Raw genomic sequence first — 25,113 nt, 5'->3', positions numbered from 1 at the left:
CGCTCACCGGGCGGTGAGCGAGTCGGGCAGTTTACTGGGCGAGCCAGTCAGCGATTTGCTGCTGAATACCGGCGGCATCCAGCTGGTAATCCTGGCGCACCTCTTCCTGCGTGCCTTGCGGGATGAACTCATCCGGCAGGCCGAGGTTAAGCACCGGCACGCGCAGGCGTTTTGCCATCACATACTCGTTGACGCCGCTACCGGCACCGCCTTTGATCGCGCCTTCTTCCAGCGTGATCAGCGAATCGTGACTGGCCGCCAGCTCGGTAATCAGTGCTTCGTCGAGCGGCTTCACAAAGCGCATATCCACCAGCGTCGCATTCAGCGCTTCAGCGGCCGCCGCCGCTTCTGGCAACAAGGTGCCGAAGTTGAGGATTGCCAGCTTTTCACCGCGACGCTTCACGATACCTTTACCCAGCGGCAAACTCGCCAGCGGTTCCAGCACTGCACCGGTGCCGGTACCACGCGGATAACGCACCGCGCTTGGGCCATCCTGATAGTGATAACCGGTGTAAAGCATCAGACGGCATTCGTTTTCATCGCTTGGCGTCATGATCACCATCTCTGGCACACAGCGCAAAAACGCGATATCAAACGCGCCCTGGTGGGTTTGACCATCGGCGCCGACAATGCCGCCGCGATCGATAGCAAACAGCACCGGCAGTTTCTGAATGGCAACGTCATGGATCAGCTGATCGTAGGCGCGTTGCAGGAAGGTCGAATAGATTGCCACAATCGGCTTATAGCCGCCGATCGCCATACCGGCTGCGAAAGTGACGGCATGTTGCTCGGCAATCGCTACATCAAAATATTGCTGCGGGTAATCACGCGAATAGCTCACCATGCCGGAACCTTCGCGCATCGCTGGCGTCACCGCCATCAGGCGCGGATCGTCGACGGCCATTTCGCTCAGCCAGTTGCCGAAGATTTTTGAGTAGCTTGGCAGGCCCGGCACGCTTTTCGGCAGCGCTAAGCTGGCGGGATCGAATTTCGGTACCGCATGCCAGGTGATGGGATCTTCTTCCGCCGGGGCATAACCTTTGCCCTTTTTGGTCATGATGTGCAGGAACTGCGGACCTTTCAGATCGCGCATGTTCTTCAGTGTGCTTACCAGCGTCAGCACGTCGTGACCATCGACCGGGCCAATGTAGTTAAAGCCCAGCTCCTCAAACAGCGTGCCCGGCACCACCATGCCTTTCAGATGCTCTTCGGTGCGTTTTACCAGCTCTTTAATCGGCGGTAAACCGCCCAGCACGCGCTTGCCGCCTTCGCGCAGGCGTGAATAGGTTTTCCCGGAGAGAATCTGTGCCAGGCGATTGTTGAGCGCGCCGACGTTTTCGGAGATCGACATTTCATTATCGTTGAGGATCACCAGCATATCCGGCTTGATATCACCGGCGTGGTTCATCGCTTCAAACGCCATGCCTGCGGTAATGGCGCCATCGCCGATAATACAGGCGGTGCGACGGCCTTTACCTTCACGATCGGCGGCAACCGCCATGCCGAGGCCCGCGCTGATCGAAGTGGACGAGTGGCCGACGCTCAGCACGTCGTATTCACTCTCACCGCGCCACGGGAACGGATGCAGGCCATTTTTCTGCCGGATAGTGCCGATGCGATCGCGGCGTCCGGTCAGAATCTTGTGTGGATAAGCCTGATGGCCAACGTCCCACACCAGATGATCAAACGGGGTGTTATAAACATAATGCAGCGCCACTGTTAGCTCGACGACGCCCAGACCCGAAGCAAAGTGGCCGGATGAACGGCTTACGCTATCCAGCAGATACTGACGCAGCTCGTCACACAGTTCCGGAAGTTTTTCTTTCGGTAATAAACGTAATTCCTGAACCGTGTTTGCTAACGCCAGTGTCGGGTATTTTGCAATATCAAAACTCATCAGAGACTCATTATGAAAGTTATTTATCGCGTTCAATTATGAAGCTTGCCAGCGCTTGTAAGGCGATTGTGTTGTAAGACTGTGCAGCCAGAATATCGAGCGCGCCAAGCGCCTCTTGATAGAGATCCCAGGCTTTGCTGCGAGCATTTTCCAGCCCCATCAAGGCCGGATAGGTGCTTTTTCCTAACGCCTGATCCGAGCCCTGCGTTTTCCCTAACACCGCAGTATCGCCGACCACATCAAGGATGTCGTCCTGCACCTGAAACGCCAGTCCGATGGCGTTGGCGTAGGTATCCAGTACCGGCAAGGCGGCGCGGCCACGTTCTCCGGCGGCTAATGCGCCAAGACGCACCGCTGCACGAATTAACGCGCCGGTTTTATGACGGTGAATCTGTTCCAGCTGCGCCAGGTCGATGCGTTTGCCTTCAGCCGCTAAATCCAACGCCTGTCCGCCGCACATGCCCGCTACGCCGCTGGCCTGCGCCAGTTCGGAAATCATCGCAATGCGCGCTTCGGCGCTGACGCCAGGCATCGGCTGATCGGCCAGAATCGAAAAGGCCAGAGTTTGCAAAGCATCGCCGGCGAGAATCGCCGTGTCTTCGCCATATTTAATATGGCAGGTTGGCTGCCCGCGGCGTAACGCATCGTCATCCATCGCCGGCAGATCGTCATGAATCAGGGAATAAGCATGGATGCATTCAACGGCGGCAGCCGGCACATCCAGGCTGGCCGCGTCGGCCTTCAGCATTTCGCCTGTGGCGTACACCAGAAAGGGACGCAGACGTTTACCGCCTAATAATGCCCCATACTCCATGGCATTCACCAGAGGAGAACTCTGAAAAGGAAGTGGATCTATTAAGCGCGTCAACGCCTGATTGACGCGTTGATGGTACGCGCTCAGCAGTTTAGCGAAATCCATTACTCATTATCCGGCGTAAAAGGGGCGAGGGCGGCATCTTTCTCATCGCTGAGCAGGATTTGCACCCGTTGCTCTGCCTGTTGCAGGGTTTGCTGACCGGTACGTGCCAATTGTACACCGCGTTCAAATTCGTTTAGCGCCTGTTCCAGCGGCAACTCACCACTTTCCAGACGGCTAACAATCTGTTCCAGCTGCTGTAATGCGCTTTCAAAACTGGCTGGCGCTTCGGCTTTTTTCGGCATAATCAGTGTCGACTCACAGGTTAGGACATTATGTTGCAATCGGTCATGGTAGCCGACGAGGATTAATTAGCAAAATAATGAATGTGACTGCGGTAGCAGAAGCAGTCACCCCTCAAAGGTGATATACTTTTGCGCCTCGGATGCGGGGGCTCCTGAATCAACCCGCAATTATATGATTTTAACAGCTAAGTGCCGATGCTTTTAGCACTTATTTGCCCAAACGAACCCCTGTCGCCATGAAGTTTATCATCAAGCTGTTCCCAGAAATCACCATCAAAAGTCAGTCGGTGCGTCTGCGCTTTATCAAAATTCTTACCAGCAGCATTCGTAATATCCTGCGTACCGTCGATGAAGACATCAAGGTCGTGCGCCATTGGGATCACGTTGAAGTGCGTTCCAAAAATGAGTCGCTGCGTGAAACCATCGTCACCGAACTGACGCGTATTCCCGGCATTCACCACGTGCTGGCGGTGGAAGATCGCGCCTATACCGACATGCACGATATCTTCGAGCAGACGCTGGTGCTTAATCGCGAGCGTCTGGAAGGCAAAAGCTTCTGTGTGCGCGTGAAGCGCCGCGGAACGCACAGCTTCAGCTCGCAGGATGTTGAACGCTACGTTGGCGGCGGTCTTAATCAGCACATCGCCAGCGCGCGGGTGCAGCTTAATCGTCCGGATGAAACGGTGAACCTGGAGATCGAAGACGATCGCCTGTTACTGATCACCGCACGTTATGAAGGTCTGGGCGGTTTCCCGATAGGGACGCAGGAGGATGTACTGTCGCTGATTTCCGGAGGTTTCGACTCCGGAGTTTCCAGCTACATGCTGATGCGTCGCGGTTGCCGCGTGCATTACTGCTTCTTTAACCTTGGCGGTGCGGCACATGAGATTGGTGTACGTCAGGTCGCGCATTATCTCTGGCAGCGTTTTGGTCGTTCGCATCGCGTACGTTTTGTGGCGATCAACTTCGAGCCGGTAGTCGGTGAGATTCTGGAGAAGGTTGACGACGGCCAGATGGGCGTGGTGCTGAAGCGCATGATGGTGCGTGCGGCGTCAATGGTGGCAGAACGTTACGGCGTGCAAGCGCTGGTGACCGGCGAAGCGCTCGGTCAGGTGTCCAGCCAGACGCTGACCAACCTGCGTTTGATCGATAATGCCTCTGATACGCTGATTTTGCGTCCGCTGATTTCACACGATAAAGAGCACATCATCGATGTGGCGCGTAAGATCGGCACCGAAGATTTTGCCCGCACCATGCCGGAATATTGCGGTGTGATTTCGAAAAGCCCGACTGTGAAGGCGGTGAAAGCGAAGATCGAAGCGGAAGAGCTGAATTTCGATTTCGAGATTCTGAATCGTGTCGTGCAGGAAGCCAGCAACGTCGATATCCGTGAAATCGCTGAACAGACCGAAGAAGAAGTGGTGGAAGTGGAAACCGTCGACTCCTTCACCAGCAACGATGTGGTGCTGGATATTCGTTCGGCGGATGAGCAGGACGCGAAGCCGTTGGCACTTGAAGGCGTTGAGGTCAAACCTCTGGCGTTCTACAAACTCAGCACCCAATTCGGCGATCTGGACCAGAGTAAAACCTGGCTGCTGTATTGCGATCGCGGTGTGATGAGTCGCCTGCAGGCGCTGTATCTGCATGAGCAGGGCTTCAAAAACGTGAAGGTTTATCGTCCTTAAGCTCCAGGTGCGCATGAATGCGCACCACACCGTTTTTGTTGGGGCGTCTTGATGGCGACCCCAGTAAATTAACGCTCTTCAAACTCCTGATAGTTATAAATCCCCGCCGCCAGCACCAGCTGCGCAGCGACTTCGCGCGCCTTCTCTTTATCCACCAGCAAATCAATCAGCTTCAAAGCAAAGTCCATCGCAGTGCCTGGTCCCTGGCTGGTTAGCAGATTAACGCGCGGGTCCCATACCACGCGACGCTCCATCCATTTGCTGTCTGGAATGGTGTCACGCAAGCCGGGAAAACCGGTCATATTGCCCACCGGGAACAGATCGTGCGGGACCAAAACCGTGCCCGGCGCGGCACAGATCGCTGCCACAATCTTGCCTGAAACATGGAACTGACGCACGGTCTCGACCAGCAGCGGGCTGTCGCGGAAGGTTTCTGCGCCTTTTAAACCGCCAGGCAGCACAATCGCGTGGTAATCATTGTCGGCGACCTCTACTAACGGCGCGTCCGCAAGCAGGCGCACGCCGCGCGAACAGACGATCTCGCGCGTGCCGTCACTCTCGACGCTGGCAGTGGTGACACTTATTCCGCCGCGCACCAGCAAATCGATAGTGGTGACCGCTTCGGTCTCCTCACTGCCATGTGCCAGGCAAACCAGAACCGATGCGTTCGCGCTCATAGTGGGACTCCTTACGTTTAATCAGATCGTACAAACGGGTGTTCTCCGGCAGCGAAATACCCTGCGCGCGGGCGCGGCGCAACAGGTAGCCAGTGATGTAATCAATTTCGGTCAGACGCTGCGCCTGCACATCCTGCAGCATCGATGAGGTGTTGGCGGCGGTGCTATCAATCACGTCGTAAATTATGCCGCGCAGATTATCCACCGCCATATGCTGGCCTTCGCGCTCCATCACCCAGGCGATCTCTTCACACAAAGTGGCGATTTGCTCTGGCCAGGCTCGCAACGCGCCGTTCTGGCAGTCGTGCTCGACGGTTAGCGGATTGATCACGCAGTTGATCGCCAGCTTGCGCCAGCTGGCGGCGGCGATGTTGTCATGCCAGGCCACATCCGGCAGCGCCTGATGCAGAATATCGGCGATATCGCTCAGGGCCGCGCTCTCGCGATTAGCCGGACCGATATGTGTCATACCCTGGGCGACATGTTTGATCACCGTGCCATCACGCATCGCGGCGTGGGTGGTGATACCACGCAGCAGCGGCTGACGCACATCTTTTAGCTCATCCAGCGTGCCCATACCATTGTGCAGTAGCAAAATGGGGGCATGCGCAGGCAGCACGCTTTGCAGGTTTTTCACCGCAGGCGAAACCTGTGGCGCTTTTAGCGTCACCAGTAACAGCTGGCTTTCGGCGAGGAACAGCGGATCGTTAGCAATAAATCTGTGATTGCTCACCTTGCCTTGGGGATCGATGACATTCGCTGAGCAGTAAGGCTGTGGCACACGCAGCCAACCCTGAACCTCATGTCCCTGACGGGCGAGCGCGGCGAGCCAAATTTGACCTAAGGCGCCACATCCCAACACGGTAATTTTCATTTTGCCTCCCGTGGGCGGGTTCCTGTTTTCACGATATGGGTAAGTATAGCTTTCCGCGTATCGTGTTTTATTAGCGCCACAAGACGCGTATTATGCATGTCACTTTAGTATCAGGAGAAGAAAAGATGCCATCTTTCGATATCGTTTCCGAAGTCGAATTGTCGGAAGTGCGAAATGCCGTGGAGAATGCGAGCCGCGAGATCTCAACCCGTTTCGATTTCCGTAACGTGAGTGCAACCATTGAGCTCAACGAAAAGAGTGAGACCATCAAAATCAGCAGCGAATCTGATTTCCAGGTAAAACAACTGGTGGATATTCTGCGCGAAAAGCTGCTGAAGCGTGGCATTGAAGGCGCGGCAATTGAAGTGCCGGAAGAGATTGTGCACAGCGGTAAAAGCTGGTCGGTTGAAGCCAAGCTGAAAAAGGGTATCGAAAGCGATATCGCCAAAAAGCTGGTGAAACTGATCAAAGACAGCAAGCTGAAAGTACAGACGCAGATTCAGGGCGAAGAACTGCGCGTAACCGGTAAGTCACGCGACGATCTACAGGGTGCGATGGCGCTGGTGCGCGGTGGTAACCTCGGCCAGCCTTTCCAGTTCAAAAACTTCCGCGACTAATCGCGTTTGTCGCGCGCTGCACGACGATAAAGCGTGCTGCGCGCGACGCCCAATGCCTGCGCCGTTTTACTGATATTGCCATTGAAGCGCTGCAGCGTTTCGCTAATTAAGCGTTCATCATGACTCTGCCGATCTTCCTGCATGGGTAGTGCTGCGCGGCGATATTCGGCAGGTAAATGCACTTCGGTCACTTCCTCACCTTCATCCGCCAGCGCCAGCAGCACGCGTAACAGGCTGCGTAATTGCCGCACATTACCGGGCCACGGCAGCTGTGCCAGCGCGGTCAGCAGCGCAGGCGACAGCTGAATGTCACGTTCTGCGCCGCCCAGCTCGAGCCATAAACGGCAGATAAACCCTTCGATATCCGGCCAGTCGCGCAGCGGCGGAATGGTCATAGAAAATTCCTGCAGGCGATAAAGTAAATCTTCGCGGAATTCACCTTCTGCCACGCGCTGTGCCAAATCCCGGTGCGTGGCGCAGATAACGGCAAAATTTACCGGCCAGCTGCGACTGGAACCGAGCGGCGCCACTTCTTTCTCCTGCAACACCCGTAGCAAGCGAGTTTGCAGCGCCAGCGGCATATCGCCGATCTCATCAAGGAACAGCACGCCGCCGTCCGCTTCGCGTATTTTGCCGATATAGCCACTCTTGTTGGCGCCGGTAAAGGCGCCGGGCTGGTAGCCAAACAGCTCGGATTCAATCAGCGCTTCCGGGATTGCCGCGCAGTTAATCGCCACAAACTTGCCTTCACGCCAGCGGCTCTGCTGATGCAGTGCACGACTTACAAACTCTTTGCCGCTGCCGGTTTCGCCGTGAATGCAGAGTGACACCCCGGCGTTAAGCAGCCGCACCATCTTTTCGTCATCGCGATGCAGCGAGAAGGGCAGATCGCGGGTAGGTTCGCTCGGTGCGGCGAAATGGCTGCGCTGTGGCGCGCGCAGGCGGAAATAGTAGCGCTGGGTGGCGTAATCGAGCGGCATGGGAAGGGTATTGGCGTGTTGCTGCTGCTGCGGAAACAGCTGCTGGAAAGTCACGCTGCCGAGTTGATCGCTACTCAATGCCAGCTCGCGCATCGCCAGACGATTCGCGGCGGTCAACACGTTATCTGAAAATACCAGCAGCAGCTCATCGCTGGTATCGATGCCTTGTGGCTGAAGGTGCAGACTCATCAACCACTGCTGCGGATGCAGGCTCTGCTTCACCCACAAATACTCAATCTGTTTCGCTGCGGCTTTGACCCAGCTAAAGGTTTGCGGATGTGGGAAGTGCGCCGGACCGGAGATATCCAGCACGCCAGCAATCTGACCGTTCGGCATTTGCAACGGCATCGCCGCGCAGTACAGCCCTTGATTGAGCGTCAGGAAGTGCTGATGGCCGGCAATTTCGCAGCCATCATCAATCGCCAGCGCGGTGCCAATCGCATTGGTGCCACGCCCGCATTCACTCCACAAATTGCCGGGTGCCAGCGCATAACGCTGAGCTTTTTCCATCGAGGGCATATCGCCAAAGGTATTGAGTACCAAACCGGTGGCATCCGAGAGAATGACCACCGATTGCTTCTCAGCCAGTTTTTGCGCCAGCTGGTTAATCACCGGCTGGGCGAACTGCTGCAGTCCGGCATTGCTGGCGAGCAGGTCTGCCAGCTCACCCTGGCGAACGCGAGGAAAATCGTCGGCGGTGCGATCGAGGCCATACAGCTGGCTACGAAACCAGGAGTCGCTTAACAGCGGATTGGCGGTAACGGCAGACGCGGATGAATTTCCCTGCATTGATGACCTCGTACCCAAGCGAAAGTGTTGCGGCATTGTAGCGGCTTGGTTTCCGTACTGTTGCGATACGCAACACAGATGACGATTTTTTCTCCATTTTCTCGAGCAGAAAGTGGAAGTGTGATTTGTTAATTTTCTGATTTATTTGGTTATTTATGCATTTTTTGTTGGGTTGGTAAAACTGGCACGCGCGCTGCAATAGCTTATCCAGCAGCGTGTTAATCAATGAAGTCATACAACGTTGCCGCTGTCCGTTCAGATTATCTGACCCTACATTAAGGAGTTTGCGATGCGTTATGCACATCCCGGCACGCCCGGCGCTTTGGTTTCATTTCAGGCGACCTACGGCAACTACATTGCGGGCAAATTCGTCGAGCCGCTCAGCGGTCAATACTTCACCAATACTTCACCGGTAAATGGCAGCGATATTGCGCAATTCCCACGTTCAGACGCGCGGGATATCGATTTAGCACTGGACGCTGCTCATCAGGCCGCTGACGCCTGGGGGAAAACCAGTGTGCAGCAGCGTGCCAATATCCTGCTGCAGGTAGCGGATCGCATCGAGGCGAATCTCGAGAAACTGGCGGTGGCGGAGAGTTGGGATAACGGTAAGCCGATCCGTGAAACACTGAATGCCGATCTACCGCTGGCGGTGGATCACTTCCGCTACTTCGCCGGTTGTCTGCGCGCGCAAGAGGGCAGCACCGCGGAGATCGATGAAACTACCGTGGCCTATCACTTCCATGAACCGCTCGGCGTGGTAGGGCAAATCATCCCATGGAACTTCCCTCTATTGATGGCAGCGTGGAAACTGGCGCCGGCATTAGCGGCAGGTAACTGCGTGGTGTTGAAACCTGCCGAGCAGACGCCGCTGGGGATTACGCTGCTGATGGAAGTGATTGGCGATCTGTTCCCGGCGGGCGTGCTGAATGTGGTGCAGGGATTTGGCCGTGAAGCGGGGGAAGCGCTGGCGACCAGCAAGCGCATCGCCAAAATCGCCTTCACCGGTTCAACCCCGGTTGGGCGTCACATCATGGCCTGTGCCGCTGAAAATATCATTCCCTGCACCGTGGAGCTGGGTGGCAAGTCGCCGAACATCTACTTCGCTGATGTGATGGACGGTGAGGACGAGTTTATAGAGAAAGCGGTAGAAGGCTTAGTACTCGGCTTCTTCAATCAGGGTGAAGTTTGTACCTGTCCTTCGCGCGCGCTGATCCATGAATCGATCTATCAAGCCTTTATGGATCGCGTAATGGCGAAGGTGGCAAATATCCGCCGTGGCGATCCGCTCGATACTGACACTATGATCGGCGCGCAGGCCTCGCGTCAGCAATTCGACAAAATCCTGTCATATATCAACGTCGCACGTGACGAAGGCGGGCAAATTCTGACCGGTGGCGAACGCGCGAGCGTGGCCGCTGAGCTGAATGATGGATTCTACATTCAGCCGACCTTAATCAAAGGAACTAACCAGATGCGCTGTTTCCAGGAGGAGATTTTTGGGCCGGTGATTGGCGTTACCACCTTTAAGGATGAGGCTGAAGCGCTGGCGATTGCCAACGAAACGCAGTTTGGTCTCGGGGCTGGCGTGTGGACGCGTGATACCAATCTGGCGTATCGCATGGGACGCGGCATTAAAGCGGGGCGCGTCTGGACCAACTGCTATCACATCTATCCCGCTCATGCGGCATTCGGCGGCTATAAGCAATCGGGTGTTGGCCGTGAGACGCACAAAATGGCGCTGAGCGCTTATCAACAAACCAAAAATCTGCTGGTCAGCTATGGCACCGCGCCGTTAGGCCTGTTCTGAGTCCGCATCCGATCAAATGGAGAGTGAAAGATGAATATGCAAATCAAAACCACCATGAAAGCCGCCGTGGTGAAGTCTTTTGGTGAACCGTTAGTGATTGAGCAGGTACCGGTGCCGCAGGTGGGACCGGGGCAGATTTTGGTGAAGATCGCCGCCACCGGTGTGTGTCACACCGATTTACACGCCGCGGAAGGCGACTGGCCGATCAAGCCGAATCCGCCGTTTATTCCGGGTCATGAAGGTGTCGGCCAGGTTGTGGCCCTGGGCGCAGGCGTTAAACATTTGAAACTGGGCGATCGCGTGGGCGTGCCGTGGCTCTATTCGGCCTGCGGTCACTGCGAGCATTGCCTTGATAGCTGGGAAACGCTGTGTTTGTCGCAGCAAAACGCTGGCTACTCGGTAAACGGCAGTTTCGCCGAGTATTGCCTCGCTGATGCTAACTATGTCGGCATCATTCCGGATAACGTTGATTACAATGAAATCGCACCGATTCTCTGCGCGGGCGTCACCGTCTACAAAGGGCTGAAGATGACCGACACCAAACCCGGCGATTGGGTGGTGATTTCGGGCATCGGCGGCCTGGGTCATATGGCGGTGCAATATGCGGTAGCGATGGGATTGAACGTGGCGGCTGTAGATATTGATGATGAGAAGCTGGAATTTGCTAAACGCTTAGGTGCCAGCGTGGTGGCTAATGCGAAAAATGTCGATCCGACCAAAGTGTTTCAGGAGAGCTTCGGTGGCGCGCATGGCGTGCTGGTGACGGCGGTTTCACCGAAAGCCTTCGAGCAGGCGATTGGCACGCTGCGTCGTGGCGGTACCATGGTGCTGAACGGTTTGCCGCCGGGAAAATTTGATTTGTCGATCTTCAATATGGTGCTGGATGGCATCACGGTGCGCGGTTCCATCGTCGGGACGCGTAAAGATCTGCAGGAGGCATTGGATTTCGCCGGTCGTCATAAAGTGAAAGCCACCGTGGCGGTGGAACCGCTAACCAACATCAACGATATTTTCGCGCGCATGCACGCCGGCAAGATTGAAGGGCGTATCGTGGTGGATCTGTCGCTGTAAGAAAAAGCCCGACACGGAGGTCGGGCTGATGATTTAGCAGCTGGCGAGCAGCGCTTCGAGTTCTACGCGGCTCGTCACTTTGCTGTCTATTTTGATATAAGCACTTTTCTCTTCCGGCACGATAAACACTGACGCCACGCCGGGTTGTGCTTTCAAACGTTTCTCAAGGTTTGGCACTGCCAGCACCGCATCGCTGAGCATGATACGCAGGCTGCTGACGTAAGGCGGTTCCTGCATCGACATCGCCACAAATAACCACGCTGCCGCGACAATGGCGCCAACCAAAAATACGGTTTGTGCATCAACATGACCAAAGATCCAGCCGCCCATGCTGCCGCCAATCGCCACGCCAATGAACTGGCTGGTGGAGTAAATGCCCATCGCGGTGCCTTTGTAGCCTGGCGGCGACTCTTTGCTGATCAGGGAAGGCAGAATGGCTTCCATCAGGTTGAAGGCGAGGAAGAACAGCTGCACGCCAATCACCAGCGTCCAGAAGTGACCTGCCGCGCCCCACAGCACGATTTCCGCAACGATGATCGTCGCCACACAGCCAACGAACACGCGCTTCATGCGGCGTTTAACTTCGGCATAGATGATGAAGGGCACCACGGCGACAAACGCGACTAACATGGTGACCAGATAGACTTTCCAATGTTCTGCTGCTGGCAATCCAGCCTGTTCAAACTGGCCTGGCAGCGCCACGAAACTCGACATCAGCAGAATATGCAGACAGAGAATGCCGATATTCAATTTTAATAATCTTGGGTTGGCCAGCACCGTGCGGATGCTGCCTTTTACCATGCCCGATTCACGATTGAGCACGTGGTTTGGTGCATTCGGCACCACTAACAGGGTGATGACGATGCCAAGCGTCGCGAGGATAGCAATCATCCAGAACAGCGCATGCAAGCCCAGCGCATGTGTCACGATGGGACCGACCACCATCGCAATGGCAAAGGTGACGCCGAAGCTGATGCCAATAAATGCCATGGCTTTCGTACGGTTCTGTTCGCGGGTTAAATCCGACAGCAATGCCATCACCGCTGCAGCAATCGCGCCAGAGCCCTGTAATGCACGGCCTAAGATCACGCCCCATATGGAGTCGGAGGTTGCGGCAATGATGCTGCCGAAGACAAACAGCATCAGTCCGCCGACGATCAACGGCTTACGGCCGACACGATCGGAGAGTAGACCGAAAGGAATCTGGAAGATGGCTTGCGCCAAACCATAGATGCCGATTGCGAGACCAATCAGCGTTTCACTGGCGCCCTGTAACGCCATGCCGTACGTGGTGAGTACCGGCAAGACCATAAACATTCCCAGCATGCGCAGGGAAAAAACTGTACCTAAACCCCATGTAGCGCGAAGCTCTACTGGCGTCATTTTATTGTCGTTCATGTTTACCTCAAAATTATACTGCGCCCATTTTAGGCAGCAGGGCAGGGCGGGTAAAACATTTGTTCTTAAGCAGTGGTAACAAAAAGAAAGGGCGCGAAATTCGCGCCCTTTCTGGTTTTGCGGAGCTGAATTACCAGACGTAAGTCAGCAAGTCTTTCGACGCCGGCGTCATGAAATCAACTGACATCATCACGCTGAGGGCAGTGATAGCGATAATCGAGAACACAAACAGTTTACGCGCCCAAACTTTATCGTTTGAGGTTTTGTAACCTGAAAGCGCCATCCCGAGCCACCACACGCTAACGGCCGCGGCCACCACCAGATATTTGTAGCCCGCGTAACCGCCAAGGGTCAGCATCAGCGTGGCAATCATGAACGCCAGGATATACAGCGTAATATGATTTTTCGCCACCGAGATGCCTTTCACTACTGGCAGAACCGGAATGTTGGCAGCCTGGTAATCTTTAAAGCGGAAGATGGCAATCGCATAGGAGTGCGGCATCTGCCACAGGCTAAAGATAGCCAGTAAAATCAACGCCCCAGCGTCAAACTGGTTGGTTACCGCGCAGTAGCCAATCACCGGCGGCGCAGCGCCAGAGAGACTACCAATCAGCGTGCCGTAGACAGAGTTACGCTTCATATAGAGGCTGTAAACGCCTACGTAGACCACGAAGCCCATCACCGCCAGCCACATGGCCAGCGGGTTAGCGCCGAAATACAGCAACGCAAAGCCAGCAATACCCAATGCGGTTGCATAAACCAGGCTTACTTTCGCCGAGATCAGGCCTTTGACCAGAACACGGTTCCGCGTTCTCTCCATTTTGATGTCGATATCGCGGTCAATCACGTTGTTGAATACACAACCTGATGCGACGACCAGCGACACGCCAACCAGCGAGGCGAGAAACAGGGTGTAATCAATGCTGCCTTTCGAAGCCAGCAGGAATCCACCGATCACAGAAATTAAATTGCCGAAAATAATTCCTGGTTTTGTTACTTGCAGGTATTGCTTAATCATTACACGACTCTTTAGTGGGCCATCATGTTGTAGTTGAGGTTCCACATAATCCACAGTGAGCCTACGACAACAATCAAGATGATGAGTGCTGAGAAGACAATGGCCACCATGTTCCAGCCACCTTCTGATTTGCTGTCTAAGTGCAGGAAGTAGACCAGGTGAACCAGCACCTGAACCACCGCACACACCAGAACCACACCCAGAATAGTGCCGTGTGAAGCGCCGCCATCCATTACCATCCAGAACGGAATACCGGTCAGGATGATCGAGAGGACGAAGCCGATCATGTAAGACTTCACGCTACCGTGCGAAGCGCCATGCTCGTTAACAGAATGACTCATTACATGGCTCCCATCAGGTAGACAACGGTGAATACGCAGATCCAAACCACATCCAGGAAGTGCCAGAACAAGCTAAGGCACATGATACGGGTGCGATTGGTTGCAGTCAGACCACGTTTAGAAATCTGGAACATCATCACTGCCATCCAGATCAGACCAGAGGTCACGTGCAGACCGTGCGTGCCGACCAGCGTAAAGAACGCTGACAGGAAGCCGCTGCGGTCAGGACCGAAGCCTTCCTTGATCAGGTGATGGAATTCATAGATTTCCATCCCGATGAAGCCCGCACCGAACAGGAAGGTCAGGGCTAACCAGCTGATGACCGAACCCTTGTTCTGGTTGTTCATCGCGATCACTGCCATACCATAGGTAATGGAGCTGAGCAGCAGCAGCGCGGTTTCGACCAGTACGAACGGCAGTTCGAAGATGTCTTTACCTGCCGGGCCACCGGCAGTGTTATTGACCATAACTGCATAGGTCGCAAACAGGGTTGCGAAGATAATGCAGTCACTCATCAGGTAGATCCAGAAGCCAAAGACTTTATTGGCTCCTGCATCGTGATGCCCATGCTCCGCATGGGCGTCGTGGTGGTGTTTTGCAGTTTCAGTTGACATTATTTCAGACCTGCTTTGCTGATTTCGTCAAAGTGCTTCTTCTCGATCTGCTCGACTTCGGCAACCGGTACGTAGTAATCCACGTCTTCATCGAAGCTCTTCACAATCCAGGTCACGATAGTACCTACGAATGTGAGGCCAGCCAGCCACCAGATATGCCAGATCATTGCGAAACCGAACACAGTCATCAGGGCCGCGATAACAACAGCTGCGCCGCTGTTTTTCGGCATATGAATTTCTTCATATTTTTCTGGCTGCTTGTACGCTTCGCCTTTCTCTTTCATTTCCCAGAACGCATCACGCTCGTGGATATGTGGGATAACGGCAAAGTTGTAGAACGGCGGCGGTGAAGAGGTTGCCCACTCCAGCGTACGTCCACCCCACGGGTCACCGGTCAGGTCACGGTTCTGGTCGCGGTCACGCACAGAAACGTAGAATTGGGTCAGCTGGCACAGAATACCGCAAGCGATCAGCGCCGCACCGCCTGCTGCAACAACCAGCAGTGAGTGGAACTGTGGATCGATGTCCTGGCTGATACGACGCGTCATACCCATGAAGCCCAGCGCATACAGCGGCATAAATGCCACGAAGAAGCCGATGATCCAGAACCAGAACGCGCGGATACCCCATTTTTCATTTAGCGTGAAGCCGAATGCTTTCGGGAACCAATAGGTCACGCCAGCCATACAACCGAACACCACACCACCGATAATAACGTTATGGAAGTGCGCGATCAGGAACAGGCTGTTGTGCAGAATGAAGTCCGCACCCGGAACCGCCAGCAGAACACCTGTCATACCACCAATAGAGAAGGTAACCAGGAAGCCGATGGTCCACAGCATCGCTGAGTGGAACTCAACGCGACCCTGATACATGGTGAACAGCCAGTTGAAGATTTTCACGCCGGTCGGGATAGCGATGATCATCGTCATGATACCGAAGAAGGCGTTTACGTTTGCACCCGCACCCATGGTGAAGAAGTGGTGCAGCCAAACGATGAACGACAGTACGGTAATCGCGATGGTCGCCCACACCAGAGAGGTGTAACCGAACAGACGCTTTTTAGAGAAGGTCGCAGTGACTTCAGCGAAGACACCAAACACCGGCAGAACCAGGATGTATACTTCCGGGTGACCCCAGACCCAAATCAGGTTGACGTACATCATCATGTTACCGCCCATTTCATTGGTGAAGAAATGGAAGCCAAGGTAACGGTCAAGTGTCAACAGTGCCAGCGTAACGGTCAGTACCGGGAACGCAGCGATGATCAGGACGTTAGTACACAGTGATGCCCAGGTGAATACCGGCATTTTGAACAGGTCCATGCCCGGTGCACGCATCTTCAGAATGGTAACGAAGAAGTTGATACCGGTCAGTGTGGTACCGATACCGGACAGCTGGAGACTCCAGATCCAGTAATCGACCCCGACGCCAGGACTGTACTCCACCCCGGAAAGCGGCGGATAAGCCAACCAGCCGGTCTGTGCGAACTCGCCCACACCCAGAGAGATGTTCACCAGGATTACACCGATCGCGGTAAACCAGAAGCTCAGGTTGTTCAGGAACGGGAAGGCAACGTCACGTGCACCGATTTGCAGCGGTACCGCGATGTTCATCAGACCTACCACGAATGGCATCGCCACGAAGAAGATCATGATCACGCCGTGAGCGGTGAAGATCTGGTCGTAGTGGTGCGGCGGTAGAATGCCGGCTTCCCCAGCGGAAGCCATCACTTGTTGAGTACGCATCATTACCGCATCGGCAAAGCCGCGCAGCAACATGACGAATGCCATGATGATGTACATGATACCCAGTTTTTTGTGGTCAATGGAGGTGAACCATTCAGACCACAGGTACTGCCACTTACCAAAATAGGTGATGGCCGCAACCAGCGCCAGACCACCTAAGATGATAGCGGCGACCGTAACCACGATAATGGGTTCGTGGTATGGCACTGCATCCAGTGTTAATTTTCCGAACATCGTATTATTCCTCGGCTCCCGCGGAAGCGGCGTGACTCATGTCCATACCTTCATGCTGTGGCATGTCCATCTTCCCGTGGCTCATCTTGAACTTATCAATAACTTGCTTGAACAGTTCTGGATTCGTCGTAGAGAAATATTCCACCGGGTGATTTTCGCTTGGCGTAGCCAGTTTCTCGAAATCATCCATGGTGTTCAGCGCGTTAGGTGCCGCTTTAACTTTGGCAACCCACTGCTGGAATTCCGCATCGTCTTTAGTTGCAATGGCTTTGAATTTCATACCAGAGAAACCACGACCACTGAAGTTCGCAGAGATACCGTCAAATGTTCCTGGCTCGTTGGCGATCAGATGCAGTTTGGTCTGCATACCGGCCATTGCATAAATCTGGCTGCCGAGAGTAGGAATAAAGAAGGAGTTCATCACGGAGTTGGAGGTGATTTTGAAGTTCACCGGAGTATTTGCCGGGAAGGCAATCTGGTTAACGGTAGCAATACCCTGTTCCGGGTAAATGAACAGCCATTTCCAGTCCAGCGCCACTACATCAATCTCAACCGGTTTAACGTCAGAAACCAGCGGTTTGCTCGGCTCCAGCGCGTGGGTTGATTTCCAGGTCAAAACGCCGAGGAAGATAATGATCAGGATCGGAATGGTCCAGACCACGGCTTCCACTTTGTTCGAGTGTGACCAGTTAGGGCTATAGGTTGCATTAGTATTGGTTGCCCGATATTTCCAGGCAAAAAATACTGCCATGAAGACTGCCGGGATAACGACGATCATCATCAAGCCAAAAGCTGTCAGAATCAACGAACGCTGCTCCAGTGCAATCTGTCCTTTGGGATTTAACAACGCACTATCGCAGCCACTGAGTAATACAGCGCCTGCAATTAATGACAAAATCCCCAAACTTTTATTGTATTTACTGAGTCTCATTTAACGACCTCAATGACAAAGGGCTCTATTGTCGTTTAAGTGTGCGCGCATTTTACGGGAAGGTTTATGCAGTGTAAACCAGCATAAGGATGTGTCAGAAGGCTGTTGACACCTTTTGCTAAGGGTGTCACAGATGTTACGCAGGGTGACAAATTATTAACTGCGACAAGCAGTTGGCGTTAATATAACAAAAAACAATGGTAGAAACCGCAGAAAAATCAGGGAAAGTATAAACCGTACTCTTAATGCTCATTTATTTAACATTTCTGTATCATTTTTGCGATGAGTTTAATACAAACTAATTGCTCACCGGATTTAAATATTACCGCGAAGTTGTTAATTTAATGTTTCTAATTCGCGTTAAAAAAAATGCTATTGGTAAAATCAGTTCCTAATATTTTTTGCGCCATTTATTTGTCATTCACAAATAGCGATGAGTTAACGGTGATTGCCCGGCGACATTTTTCTTAATGCCAAACTGTCCAAAATTACGCCGAGTGCAACGGCCAACAGGGCAAATGCCATGCCGGCTTCAAACATCGGCGTAAGCAGCGCGTTGATTGGCAAAACTCCGCTGGCATTAAGCGCCAACGCCAGCAGCCATAACGCCAGCAGGCCACAGCCAACACTAAATAGGCGTACCGTCCAGCGGTAGCCTTGCGGCCATAAGCTGCGCATCACAAACTCACCACTTTGCTGGATGCTATGTAACGTGCCGCGACATAGCCACAACAGCAGCAAACCCGGCACACCGGCAAATACCGTAAAGGCATAAAAAGCTGGCCAGCCCCAAAGCTCAACCAGCCAACCGGCTGCAGGGCCAACGTAAACGCGTCCTACCGCCGAAAGGGCCGAGAGCAGCGCGAACTGGGTGGCGGAGAAGGATTTATTACACAGTGTCATTAACAAGGCGACAAAAGCCGCTGTGCCCATACCGCCGCACAGGTTTTCAATGAAGACCGCGCTGGCCATACTCCCAAGATGCGGAGGCGTCACGGCCAATAGCCAGTAAGCAAAGTTTGAGACAGCTTGTAGCACGCCGAAAATCATTAATGCACGGAACAGACTTAAGCGCTGCATCAGCACGCCGCCATATAGCGCGCCAATAATTGTAGCAAGCAAGCCGAGCGTTTTGTTGACCAGTCCGACGTCGCCGGCGCTGAAACCCACGCCGCGAATCAGGAATGTGGTGGTGAGCGAAGCGGCAAACGCATCGCCGAGCTTATAAAGGATAATCAGGGTGATCAGCAGCCAGGCATTGTTACGCTGGAAGAAGTCTTTAAGCGGGAACGTTACTGCCTGACGTAATGAATGTGGTTCACGCGCTGGCATTGTCGGCTCTTTAGCCAGTAATGTCGCGATCAGCCCTGGCACCATCAACAGCGCCATCAGCCAGTACGTGGCTTGCCAGCCGAGATAGCGATCCGCTAACCAAAGCGCGAGTCCGCCCGAAATCAGCATCGCCAGACGATAACCTAGCACGGTGATGGCCGCGCCGCTGCCGCGCTCTTCCGGCGGTAGCACGTCGGTTTTCCAGGCATCAAACACGATATCCTGCGAAGCCGAACAGAACGCCACCAAAACCGCCAACGCCGCCAGCAGCGTTAAGTCACGCGAGGGTTGCATAAAGCCCATGGCAATAATGCCGCCAATCAGTGCCAGCTGAGTGACCAGCAGCCAGCCGCGACGCCGGCCAAGAAACGGCGGCGTATAGCGATCCATCATCGGCGACCACAGAAACTTAAATACGTAAGCCTGGCCGACAAGGGAGAAGAAACCAATCGTTTTCAGGTCAACGTTCTCAACCGTCATCCACGCCTGTAACGTCCCGGCGGTTAACGCCAGTGGTAAGCCAGAGGCAAAACCGAGCAGCAGCAATACCGCCGCATTACGTTGGGTAAAAATACGCAGATAATGAGATGTCATAGCCAACCTGGAATGAAGCCCGGCCAGAAGTGACCGGGCAAATTACTGCGGAAATTAGCGGGCGTTCTGCTTAATGAAGTTGTGAACGCTGGTGTCCTGCGCCATATCAGCAATCACGTCACTCAGCGTTGAGTTAACCGCGTTGGTGATCTTCGCGTTGGTAGCGGTAAACGCACCTTCTACGCTGTAAGTCTGGCGATAGTTTTTCACCTGCTTGTTGCCGTTTTTCGCGGTAGCGATGATGGAGATATCGGCTTTAGTCGTAATGCTATAGCGCACGTTGCCCTGTGTTACATCAGCATATAGACCGTTCACCACAATTTGCAGATCTACCGCACCGCTTGGGCCGATCATATAACCGCGTGACGTCATCTGCTTCTCCAACACTTCCTGCAGCAGGAAGCGCAGGTCGCGTGAAGGCGTCAGCGTAATCAGTTGACCATCGCGGTTGACTTTCGCCAGCGCCTGATCGGAACGTTGATCGGCACCGTTAACACTGATGGTAACGCCCATCAGACTTGGATCTTGCTGCGGCAGTTGAATCTTCGGTTGAATATCCAACGTGGTGTTGTTGCTGGCACAGCCGGCCAAAATAAAAGCAGCCAGCAGAGGGAATAACAGTTTTTTCAACATACTCATTCTCGTTAGCATATAGGTTGGTTTGCAAAACTGCGGCCATCATAGCATTGCGCAGCGGTGAAAAAAGCCCCGGGCCAATGGAAATTGATTGTAAAGGCTTTTTTCAGACGTGCAGAAATGCCGCCCGGTTGACCTGAAGCATAAGCGGGTTACTATGCGCAGCGTCGAGGGATTTATTTGCGGCTAACCCGCGGAAGCGGCGAAAAACCTACTAATATTTAAACAGATGGGCACAGCGCTCGCCGGAGAGGAGTGTTAATCATGATTCGCGAACAAATAGAAGAAAAGTTGCGTAACGCTTTCGAGCCTGCACATCTTGAAGTGCACGATGAAAGCTACCGTCATAACGTGCCCGCCGGTTCTGAAAGTCACTTTAAAGTGGTGATAGTCAGCGATCGATTTACCGGTCAGCGCTTTCTGCAACGCCATCGCGCCATTTATGGTGAACTGGCAGCCGAGTTAGCGGGCAGCGTACACGCGCTGGCACTGCATACTTACACGCAAAAAGAGTGGGATGGATTGCAGGATACGGTTCTGGCCTCACCCAATTGTCGCGGTGCAGGAACCCTTGCCTGAATTCATTTCATCACCTTCCTCAAAACGGCCTGCGGGCCGTTTTCTTTTCATTTATTCCCTCCAAACGCGATCTACGGCGCAAAAAAGCAGCAAAACCGCCAAAAAGTGGTGAGTTTGCAGCCTCGACTCATTCCAGCGATGCCGCTATAATGCGGCGTCTATTTTTCCGGAATGTCTTCGGGACGCTTCTGGTAACAGGGATTAGGTTCTGCCTGCAGAGGCCGTCCCGGTTGTTGGATACGGCGCATTTATGTGTGGTGTCTGAAGTTGACCGAGCACGTGATTTTTTGAGGTAACAAGATGACAGTTTCAGTAGAAACCACTCAGGGTCTGGGCCGTCGCATTTCGATTACTGTTGCAGCTGACAGCATCGAGAGCGCAGTGAAGAAAGAACTGGTGGAAGTGGCTAAGAAAGTCCGTATCGACGGTTTCCGTAAAGGCAAAGTGCCGGCACACATCATTTCTCAGCGCTACGGTGCTTCTGTTCGCCAGGACGTGCTGGGCGAGCTGATGACGCGCAACTTCGTTGACGCCATCATCAAAGAGAAAATCAATCCGGCTGGCGCACCAAACTATGTGCCGGGCGAATATAAAGAAGGCGAAGATTTCACCTACGCGGTTGAGTTCGAAGTGTATCCAGAAGTTGAGCTGAAAGGCCTGGATGCCATCGAAGTCGAGAAGCCAGTAGTAGAAGTGACTGACGCTGACGTTGATACCATGCTGGAAACCCTGCAGAAGCAGCAGGCGACCTGGAAAGAGAGCGATGCTGCAGCGACTGCTGAAGATCGCGCAACCATCGACTTTAGCGGTTCTGTTGACGGCGAAGAGTTTGAAGGCGGCAAAGCCTCTGACTTCGTGCTGGCAATGGGCCAGGGCCGTATGATCCCAGGCTTCGAAGAGGGCGTTGTTGGCCATAAAGCCGGCGAAACCTTCACTATCGACGTGAAATTCCCAGACGATTACCACGCTGAAAACCTGAAAGGGAAAGACGCGAAGTTCGAAATCGTGCTGAAGAAAGTTGAAACCCGTGAGCTGCCAGAGCTGACAGAAGAGTTCATCAAGCGCTTTGGCGTGGAAGATGGTTCAATTGCCGGTCTACGTGCTGAAGTGCGTAAGAACATGGATCGCGAGCTGAAAGGTGCTATCCGCAATCGCGTGAAGACTCAGGCAATCGACGGTCTGGTTAACGCCAACGACATCGATGTTCCGGTTGCGCTGATCGACAGCGAAATCGACGTTCTGCGCCGTCAGGCAGCACAGCGTTTTGGTGGCAACGAGAAGCAAGCGCTGGAACTGCCACGTGAACTGTTCGAAGAGCAGGCTAAACGTCGCGTAGTTGTTGGCCTGCTGTTGGGCGAAGTGATTCGCATCAACGAACTGCAGGCTGATGAAGATCGCGTTAAAACGCTGATCGAAGAGATGGCTTCTGCGTATGAAGATCCGCAGGAAGTGATTGAGTTCTACAGCAAAAACAGCGAGCTGATGAACAACATGCGCAACGTGGCTCTGGAAGAGCAAGCGGTTGAAGCAGTTCTGGCCAAAGCCAAAGTTACTGACAAAGCCACTAACTTCCAGGAACTGATGAACCAGACCTCAGCGGCCTGATTCGTAAGTTAACCGTAAGTGCTAAGCCCGTGACTGAAAAGTCGCGGGCTTTTTCGTTTCTGGCGTGATGTGCGCAGATTTGTCCTCTATTTGCTTAATTAATCGGCAAATTATCCGCTAAGCTCTTTTTCCGTGTTAGCGAATGGGCAAAAGGTTGTTATGCTTGAAACAACTGGGCAGCATCCCCAGATACAGGGAGAATGCATGAAAACAGTGAGACTGACTGATTAACCGTGTCGATATCTCGGTTTGAGACCGTGGCACGTAGTGTTCCTGCCGCGGCTTACGTAAAATCGGTACAGAATGTTGCCAATGAAATTTATCAGGAGACGGTAATGTCATACAGTGGCGATCGTGAATTTACTGCACCGCACATGGCGCTGGTGCCAATGGTGGTCGAACAAACCTCGCGCGGCGAGCGTTCTTACGACATCTACTCTCGCCTGCTCAAAGAGCGTGTGATCTTCCTGACCGGTCAGGTTGAAGATCATATGGCTAACCTGATCGTGGCGCAGATGCTGTTTCTGGAAGCTGAGAATCCTGAAAAAGACATTTACCTCTACATTAACTCGCCTGGCGGCGTGATTACTGCTGGGATGTCGATTTATGACACCATGAAATTTATCAAGCCCGACGTTAGTACCATCTGTATGGGTCAGGCTTGTTCAATGGGTGCGTTCCTGCTGACTGCGGGCACCAAAGGCAAACGTTTCTGCCTACCTAATTCACGTGTGATGATTCATCAGCCGTTAGGCGGTTATCAGGGCCAGGCGACGGATATCGAAATCCATGCGCGCGAAATTTTGAAAGTGAAGCAGCGTATGAATGAGTTAATGGCTGAGCATACCGGCAAGTCGCTGGAAGAGATCGAACGCGACACCGAGCGCGATCGTTTCCTCTCTGCGGGCGAAGCGGTAGAGTATGGCTTAGTCGATTCTATTCTGACGCATCGCCAATAAGACACATCTGTCTGCCCCTTACGCTATAGTTAACGGGAAGCAGGCAGATGGGTTGAATGCATATCGGCCGTTGATGTACGGCCAGCGCCGTACAACAAATTTGGTCTGAGAAAGAAAAGAGGTTAGCTGATGACAGATAAGCGCAAAGACGGTTCAGGTAAGTTGCTGTACTGCTCTTTCTGCGGCAAAAGCCAGCATGAAGTCCGTAAGCTAATTGCCGGGCCGTCAGTGTACATTTGCGATGAGTGCGTTGATCTCTGCAACGACATCATTCGTGAAGAGATTAAGGAAGTAGCGCCGCATCGCGAGCGCAGTTCACTGCCGACGCCGCACGAAATCCGCCATCATCTTGATGATTATGTAATTGGTCAGGAAAGGGCGAAGAAAGTGTTGGCAGTAGCGGTGTATAACCACTACAAACGCCTGCGCAATGGCGATACCAGTAATGGCATCGAACTGGGCAAAAGTAACATTTTGCTGATCGGTCCAACCGGTAGCGGTAAAACATTGCTGGCAGAAACGCTGGCGCGTTTACTGGATGTGCCATTTACCATGGCCGATGCCACCACGCTGACCGAAGCCGGTTATGTGGGTGAGGATGTTGAGAACATCATCCAGAAGCTGCTGCAGAAGTGTGATTACGACGTGCAGAAAGCGCAGCGCGGTATTGTCTACATTGATGAAATCGATAAGATTTCTCGTAAGTCTGACAACCCATCGATCACCCGTGACGTATCGGGCGAAGGCGTGCAGCAAGCGCTGCTGAAACTGATTGAAGGCACCGTGGCTGCTGTACCGCCGCAGGGCGGACGCAAACATCCACAGCAGGAATTCTTGCAGGTTGATACCTCTAAGATTCTGTTCATCTGTGGTGGTGCATTTGCCGGTCTCGACAAAGTGATTTCTCAACGTGTTGAAACCGGATCCGGTATCGGCTTCGGCGCAACCGTGAAGGGCAAATCTCAGAAGGCGAGCGAAGGCGAATTGTTGTCGCAGGTTGAGCCAGAAGATCTGATCAAGTTTGGCCTGATTCCTGAATTCATTGGTCGTCTGCCCGTCGTAGCAACGCTGAGCGAGTTGAGTGAAGAGGCGCTGATTCAGATTCTGCGTGAGCCGAAGAATGCGCTGACCAAACAGTATCAGGCGTTGTTCAATCTGGAAGGTGTAGAGCTGGAATTCCGTGACGAAGCTTTAACGGCAATTGCTAAAAAAGCGATGTCACGTAAAACCGGTGCACGTGGTCTGCGTTCCATCGTGGAAGGTGCGTTACTCGAAACCATGTATGACTTGCCATCAATGGATGACGTTGAAAAAGTGGTGATTGATGAGTCAGTAATTGATGGTCAATCCGAGCCGATGTTGATTTATGGAAAGCACGAAGCCCAGGCTTCTGGCGAATAAATAAACAATCGCACCGCGTTGTTATCTTAAAAAAGGGGAAAAATCTTTCCCCTTTTGTTTTTCTCTCGCCAGTGACATTGAATGTCGTACAAGCATCCCCATATACTCAATATCCTGTGGGTTTAACTGCAAAACCTCTATTGCGCGGTACCCATCACCTGG

General features: G+C 53.4%; 22 protein-coding genes. 8 read left to right on the top strand and 14 right to left on the bottom strand.

Annotated features, from left to right (window positions below; all coding sequences use genetic code 11):
* Window positions 1-31: 31 nt before the first annotated feature.
* The 3 genes from dxs to xseB are packed head-to-tail and all read right to left on the bottom strand — an operon-like array spanning window position 32 to window position 3,058.
* Window positions 32-1,897 carry a 1-deoxy-D-xylulose-5-phosphate synthase gene (dxs, locus tag PMI17_RS05680; protein WP_007887003.1) on the bottom strand — a complete coding sequence of 622 codons (1,866 nt, stop codon included), beginning with the start codon at window positions 1,895-1,897 and terminating at the stop codon, window positions 32-34.
* Window positions 1,898-1,916: 19 nt separating this feature from the next.
* Window positions 1,917-2,816, bottom strand: a complete 900-nt coding sequence (ispA, locus tag PMI17_RS05675) for a (2E,6E)-farnesyl diphosphate synthase (protein ID WP_007887002.1) — start codon at window positions 2,814-2,816, stop codon at window positions 1,917-1,919.
* The gene (gene xseB / locus PMI17_RS05670) at window positions 2,816-3,058 is read right to left on the bottom strand and encodes an exodeoxyribonuclease VII small subunit (protein ID WP_007887001.1); all 243 of its coding nucleotides are present in this window, start codon (window positions 3,056-3,058) and stop codon (window positions 2,816-2,818) included. Before xseB ends, ispA begins: the two co-directional genes overlap by 1 nt.
* Before the next feature lie 236 nt (window positions 3,059-3,294).
* Here xseB and thiI point away from each other — a divergent pair, with 236 nt between their 5' ends.
* A complete protein-coding gene (thiI, locus tag PMI17_RS05665) occupies window positions 3,295-4,743 on the top strand; it encodes a tRNA uracil 4-sulfurtransferase ThiI (protein WP_007886999.1) in 1,449 nt (482 codons plus the stop codon).
* Window positions 4,744-4,811: 68 nt separating this feature from the next.
* On the opposite strand, the gene yajL is transcribed toward thiI, so the two are convergent.
* Both yajL and panE read right to left on the bottom strand, forming a co-directional pair.
* Window positions 4,812-5,420: a protein deglycase YajL gene (yajL, locus tag PMI17_RS05660; RefSeq protein ID WP_007886997.1), complete on the bottom strand. Its 609-nt coding sequence runs from the start codon at window positions 5,418-5,420 to the stop codon at window positions 4,812-4,814.
* A complete protein-coding gene (gene panE, locus PMI17_RS05655) occupies window positions 5,374-6,294 on the bottom strand; it encodes a 2-dehydropantoate 2-reductase (protein WP_007886995.1) in 921 nt (306 codons plus the stop codon). The genes yajL and panE overlap by 47 nt, the downstream gene beginning before the upstream one ends.
* 125 nt (window positions 6,295-6,419) lie before the next feature.
* On the opposite strand from panE, the gene PMI17_RS05650 reads away from it, so the two are divergent.
* Window positions 6,420-6,911, top strand: a complete 492-nt coding sequence (locus PMI17_RS05650; protein ID WP_007886994.1) for a YajQ family cyclic di-GMP-binding protein — start codon at window positions 6,420-6,422, stop codon at window positions 6,909-6,911.
* On the opposite strand, the gene PMI17_RS05645 is transcribed toward PMI17_RS05650, so the two are convergent.
* Window positions 6,908-8,680 carry a sigma-54-dependent Fis family transcriptional regulator gene (locus PMI17_RS05645; RefSeq protein WP_007886993.1) on the bottom strand — a complete coding sequence of 591 codons (1,773 nt, stop codon included), beginning with the start codon at window positions 8,678-8,680 and terminating at the stop codon, window positions 6,908-6,910. The genes PMI17_RS05650 and PMI17_RS05645 overlap by 4 nt on opposite strands.
* A 289-nt stretch (window positions 8,681-8,969) precedes the next feature.
* Here PMI17_RS05645 and PMI17_RS05640 point away from each other — a divergent pair, with 289 nt between their 5' ends.
* The gene (locus tag PMI17_RS05640; RefSeq protein ID WP_007886991.1) at window positions 8,970-10,490 is read left to right on the top strand and encodes an aldehyde dehydrogenase family protein; all 1,521 of its coding nucleotides are present in this window, start codon (window positions 8,970-8,972) and stop codon (window positions 10,488-10,490) included.
* Window positions 10,491-10,520: 30 nt separating this feature from the next.
* A complete protein-coding gene (adhP, locus tag PMI17_RS05635; RefSeq protein WP_007886989.1) occupies window positions 10,521-11,561 on the top strand; it encodes an alcohol dehydrogenase AdhP in 1,041 nt (346 codons plus the stop codon).
* A gap of 33 nt (window positions 11,562-11,594) precedes the next feature.
* Here adhP and PMI17_RS05630 read toward each other — a convergent pair whose 3' ends face one another.
* The 8 genes from PMI17_RS05630 to PMI17_RS05595 all read right to left on the bottom strand — a co-directional run bounded on the left by PMI17_RS05630 (window position 11,595) and on the right by PMI17_RS05595 (window position 20,404).
* Entirely contained in the window at window positions 11,595-12,959 is a 1,365-nt protein-coding gene (locus PMI17_RS05630; RefSeq protein ID WP_007886988.1) for an MFS transporter, read from the bottom strand.
* Window positions 12,960-13,089: 130 nt separating this feature from the next.
* Window positions 13,090-13,977, bottom strand: coding sequence for a heme o synthase (gene cyoE / locus PMI17_RS05625; protein ID WP_007886987.1), 888 nt, complete (start codon window positions 13,975-13,977; stop codon window positions 13,090-13,092).
* An 11-nt stretch (window positions 13,978-13,988) separates the two neighbouring features.
* Window positions 13,989-14,318, bottom strand: a complete 330-nt coding sequence (locus PMI17_RS05620; RefSeq protein WP_007886986.1) for a cytochrome o ubiquinol oxidase subunit IV — start codon at window positions 14,316-14,318, stop codon at window positions 13,989-13,991.
* Entirely contained in the window at window positions 14,318-14,932 is a 615-nt protein-coding gene (locus PMI17_RS05615) for a cytochrome o ubiquinol oxidase subunit III (protein WP_007886985.1), read from the bottom strand. The genes PMI17_RS05620 and PMI17_RS05615 overlap by 1 nt, the downstream gene beginning before the upstream one ends.
* Window positions 14,932-16,914, bottom strand: coding sequence for a cytochrome o ubiquinol oxidase subunit I (gene cyoB / locus PMI17_RS05610; protein ID WP_007886984.1), 1,983 nt, complete (start codon window positions 16,912-16,914; stop codon window positions 14,932-14,934). Before cyoB ends, PMI17_RS05615 begins: the two co-directional genes overlap by 1 nt.
* A 4-nt stretch (window positions 16,915-16,918) precedes the next feature.
* Complete coding sequence (gene cyoA, locus PMI17_RS05605; protein ID WP_007886978.1) at window positions 16,919-17,845, bottom strand: cytochrome o ubiquinol oxidase subunit II; 927 nt, start codon at window positions 17,843-17,845, stop codon at window positions 16,919-16,921.
* Between the two features lie 438 nt (window positions 17,846-18,283).
* Window positions 18,284-19,771, bottom strand: a complete 1,488-nt coding sequence (gene ampG, locus PMI17_RS05600) for a muropeptide MFS transporter AmpG (RefSeq protein ID WP_007886976.1) — start codon at window positions 19,769-19,771, stop codon at window positions 18,284-18,286.
* Window positions 19,772-19,825: 54 nt separating this feature from the next.
* Window positions 19,826-20,404, bottom strand: coding sequence for a lipoprotein (locus tag PMI17_RS05595; RefSeq protein ID WP_007886975.1), 579 nt, complete (start codon window positions 20,402-20,404; stop codon window positions 19,826-19,828).
* Between the two features lie 264 nt (window positions 20,405-20,668).
* On the opposite strand from PMI17_RS05595, the gene bolA reads away from it, so the two are divergent.
* From bolA to clpX, 4 genes are all read left to right on the top strand, one after another.
* Window positions 20,669-20,986 (top strand): transcriptional regulator BolA, encoded by a 318-nt coding sequence (gene bolA / locus PMI17_RS05590; RefSeq protein ID WP_176519194.1) that lies wholly within the window; start codon window positions 20,669-20,671, stop codon window positions 20,984-20,986.
* Window positions 20,987-21,286: 300 nt separating this feature from the next.
* Window positions 21,287-22,591 (top strand): trigger factor, encoded by a 1,305-nt coding sequence (tig, locus tag PMI17_RS05585; RefSeq protein WP_007886973.1) that lies wholly within the window; start codon window positions 21,287-21,289, stop codon window positions 22,589-22,591.
* Window positions 22,592-22,926: 335 nt separating this feature from the next.
* Complete coding sequence (clpP, locus tag PMI17_RS05580) at window positions 22,927-23,550, top strand: ATP-dependent Clp endopeptidase proteolytic subunit ClpP (protein WP_007886971.1); 624 nt, start codon at window positions 22,927-22,929, stop codon at window positions 23,548-23,550.
* 129 nt (window positions 23,551-23,679) lie between these two features.
* Window positions 23,680-24,951 carry an ATP-dependent protease ATP-binding subunit ClpX gene (gene clpX, locus PMI17_RS05575; RefSeq protein ID WP_007886970.1) on the top strand — a complete coding sequence of 424 codons (1,272 nt, stop codon included), beginning with the start codon at window positions 23,680-23,682 and terminating at the stop codon, window positions 24,949-24,951.
* Window positions 24,952-25,113 lie beyond the last annotated feature (162 nt).

This window comes from Pantoea sp. GM01 (assembly GCF_000282675.1).
In the GTDB taxonomy this organism is placed as follows: domain Bacteria; phylum Pseudomonadota; class Gammaproteobacteria; order Enterobacterales; family Enterobacteriaceae; genus Pantoea; species Pantoea nemavictus.
Note: the sequence above shows the minus strand (reverse complement) of the source record. Positions and strands in the feature narration are given on the sequence as shown.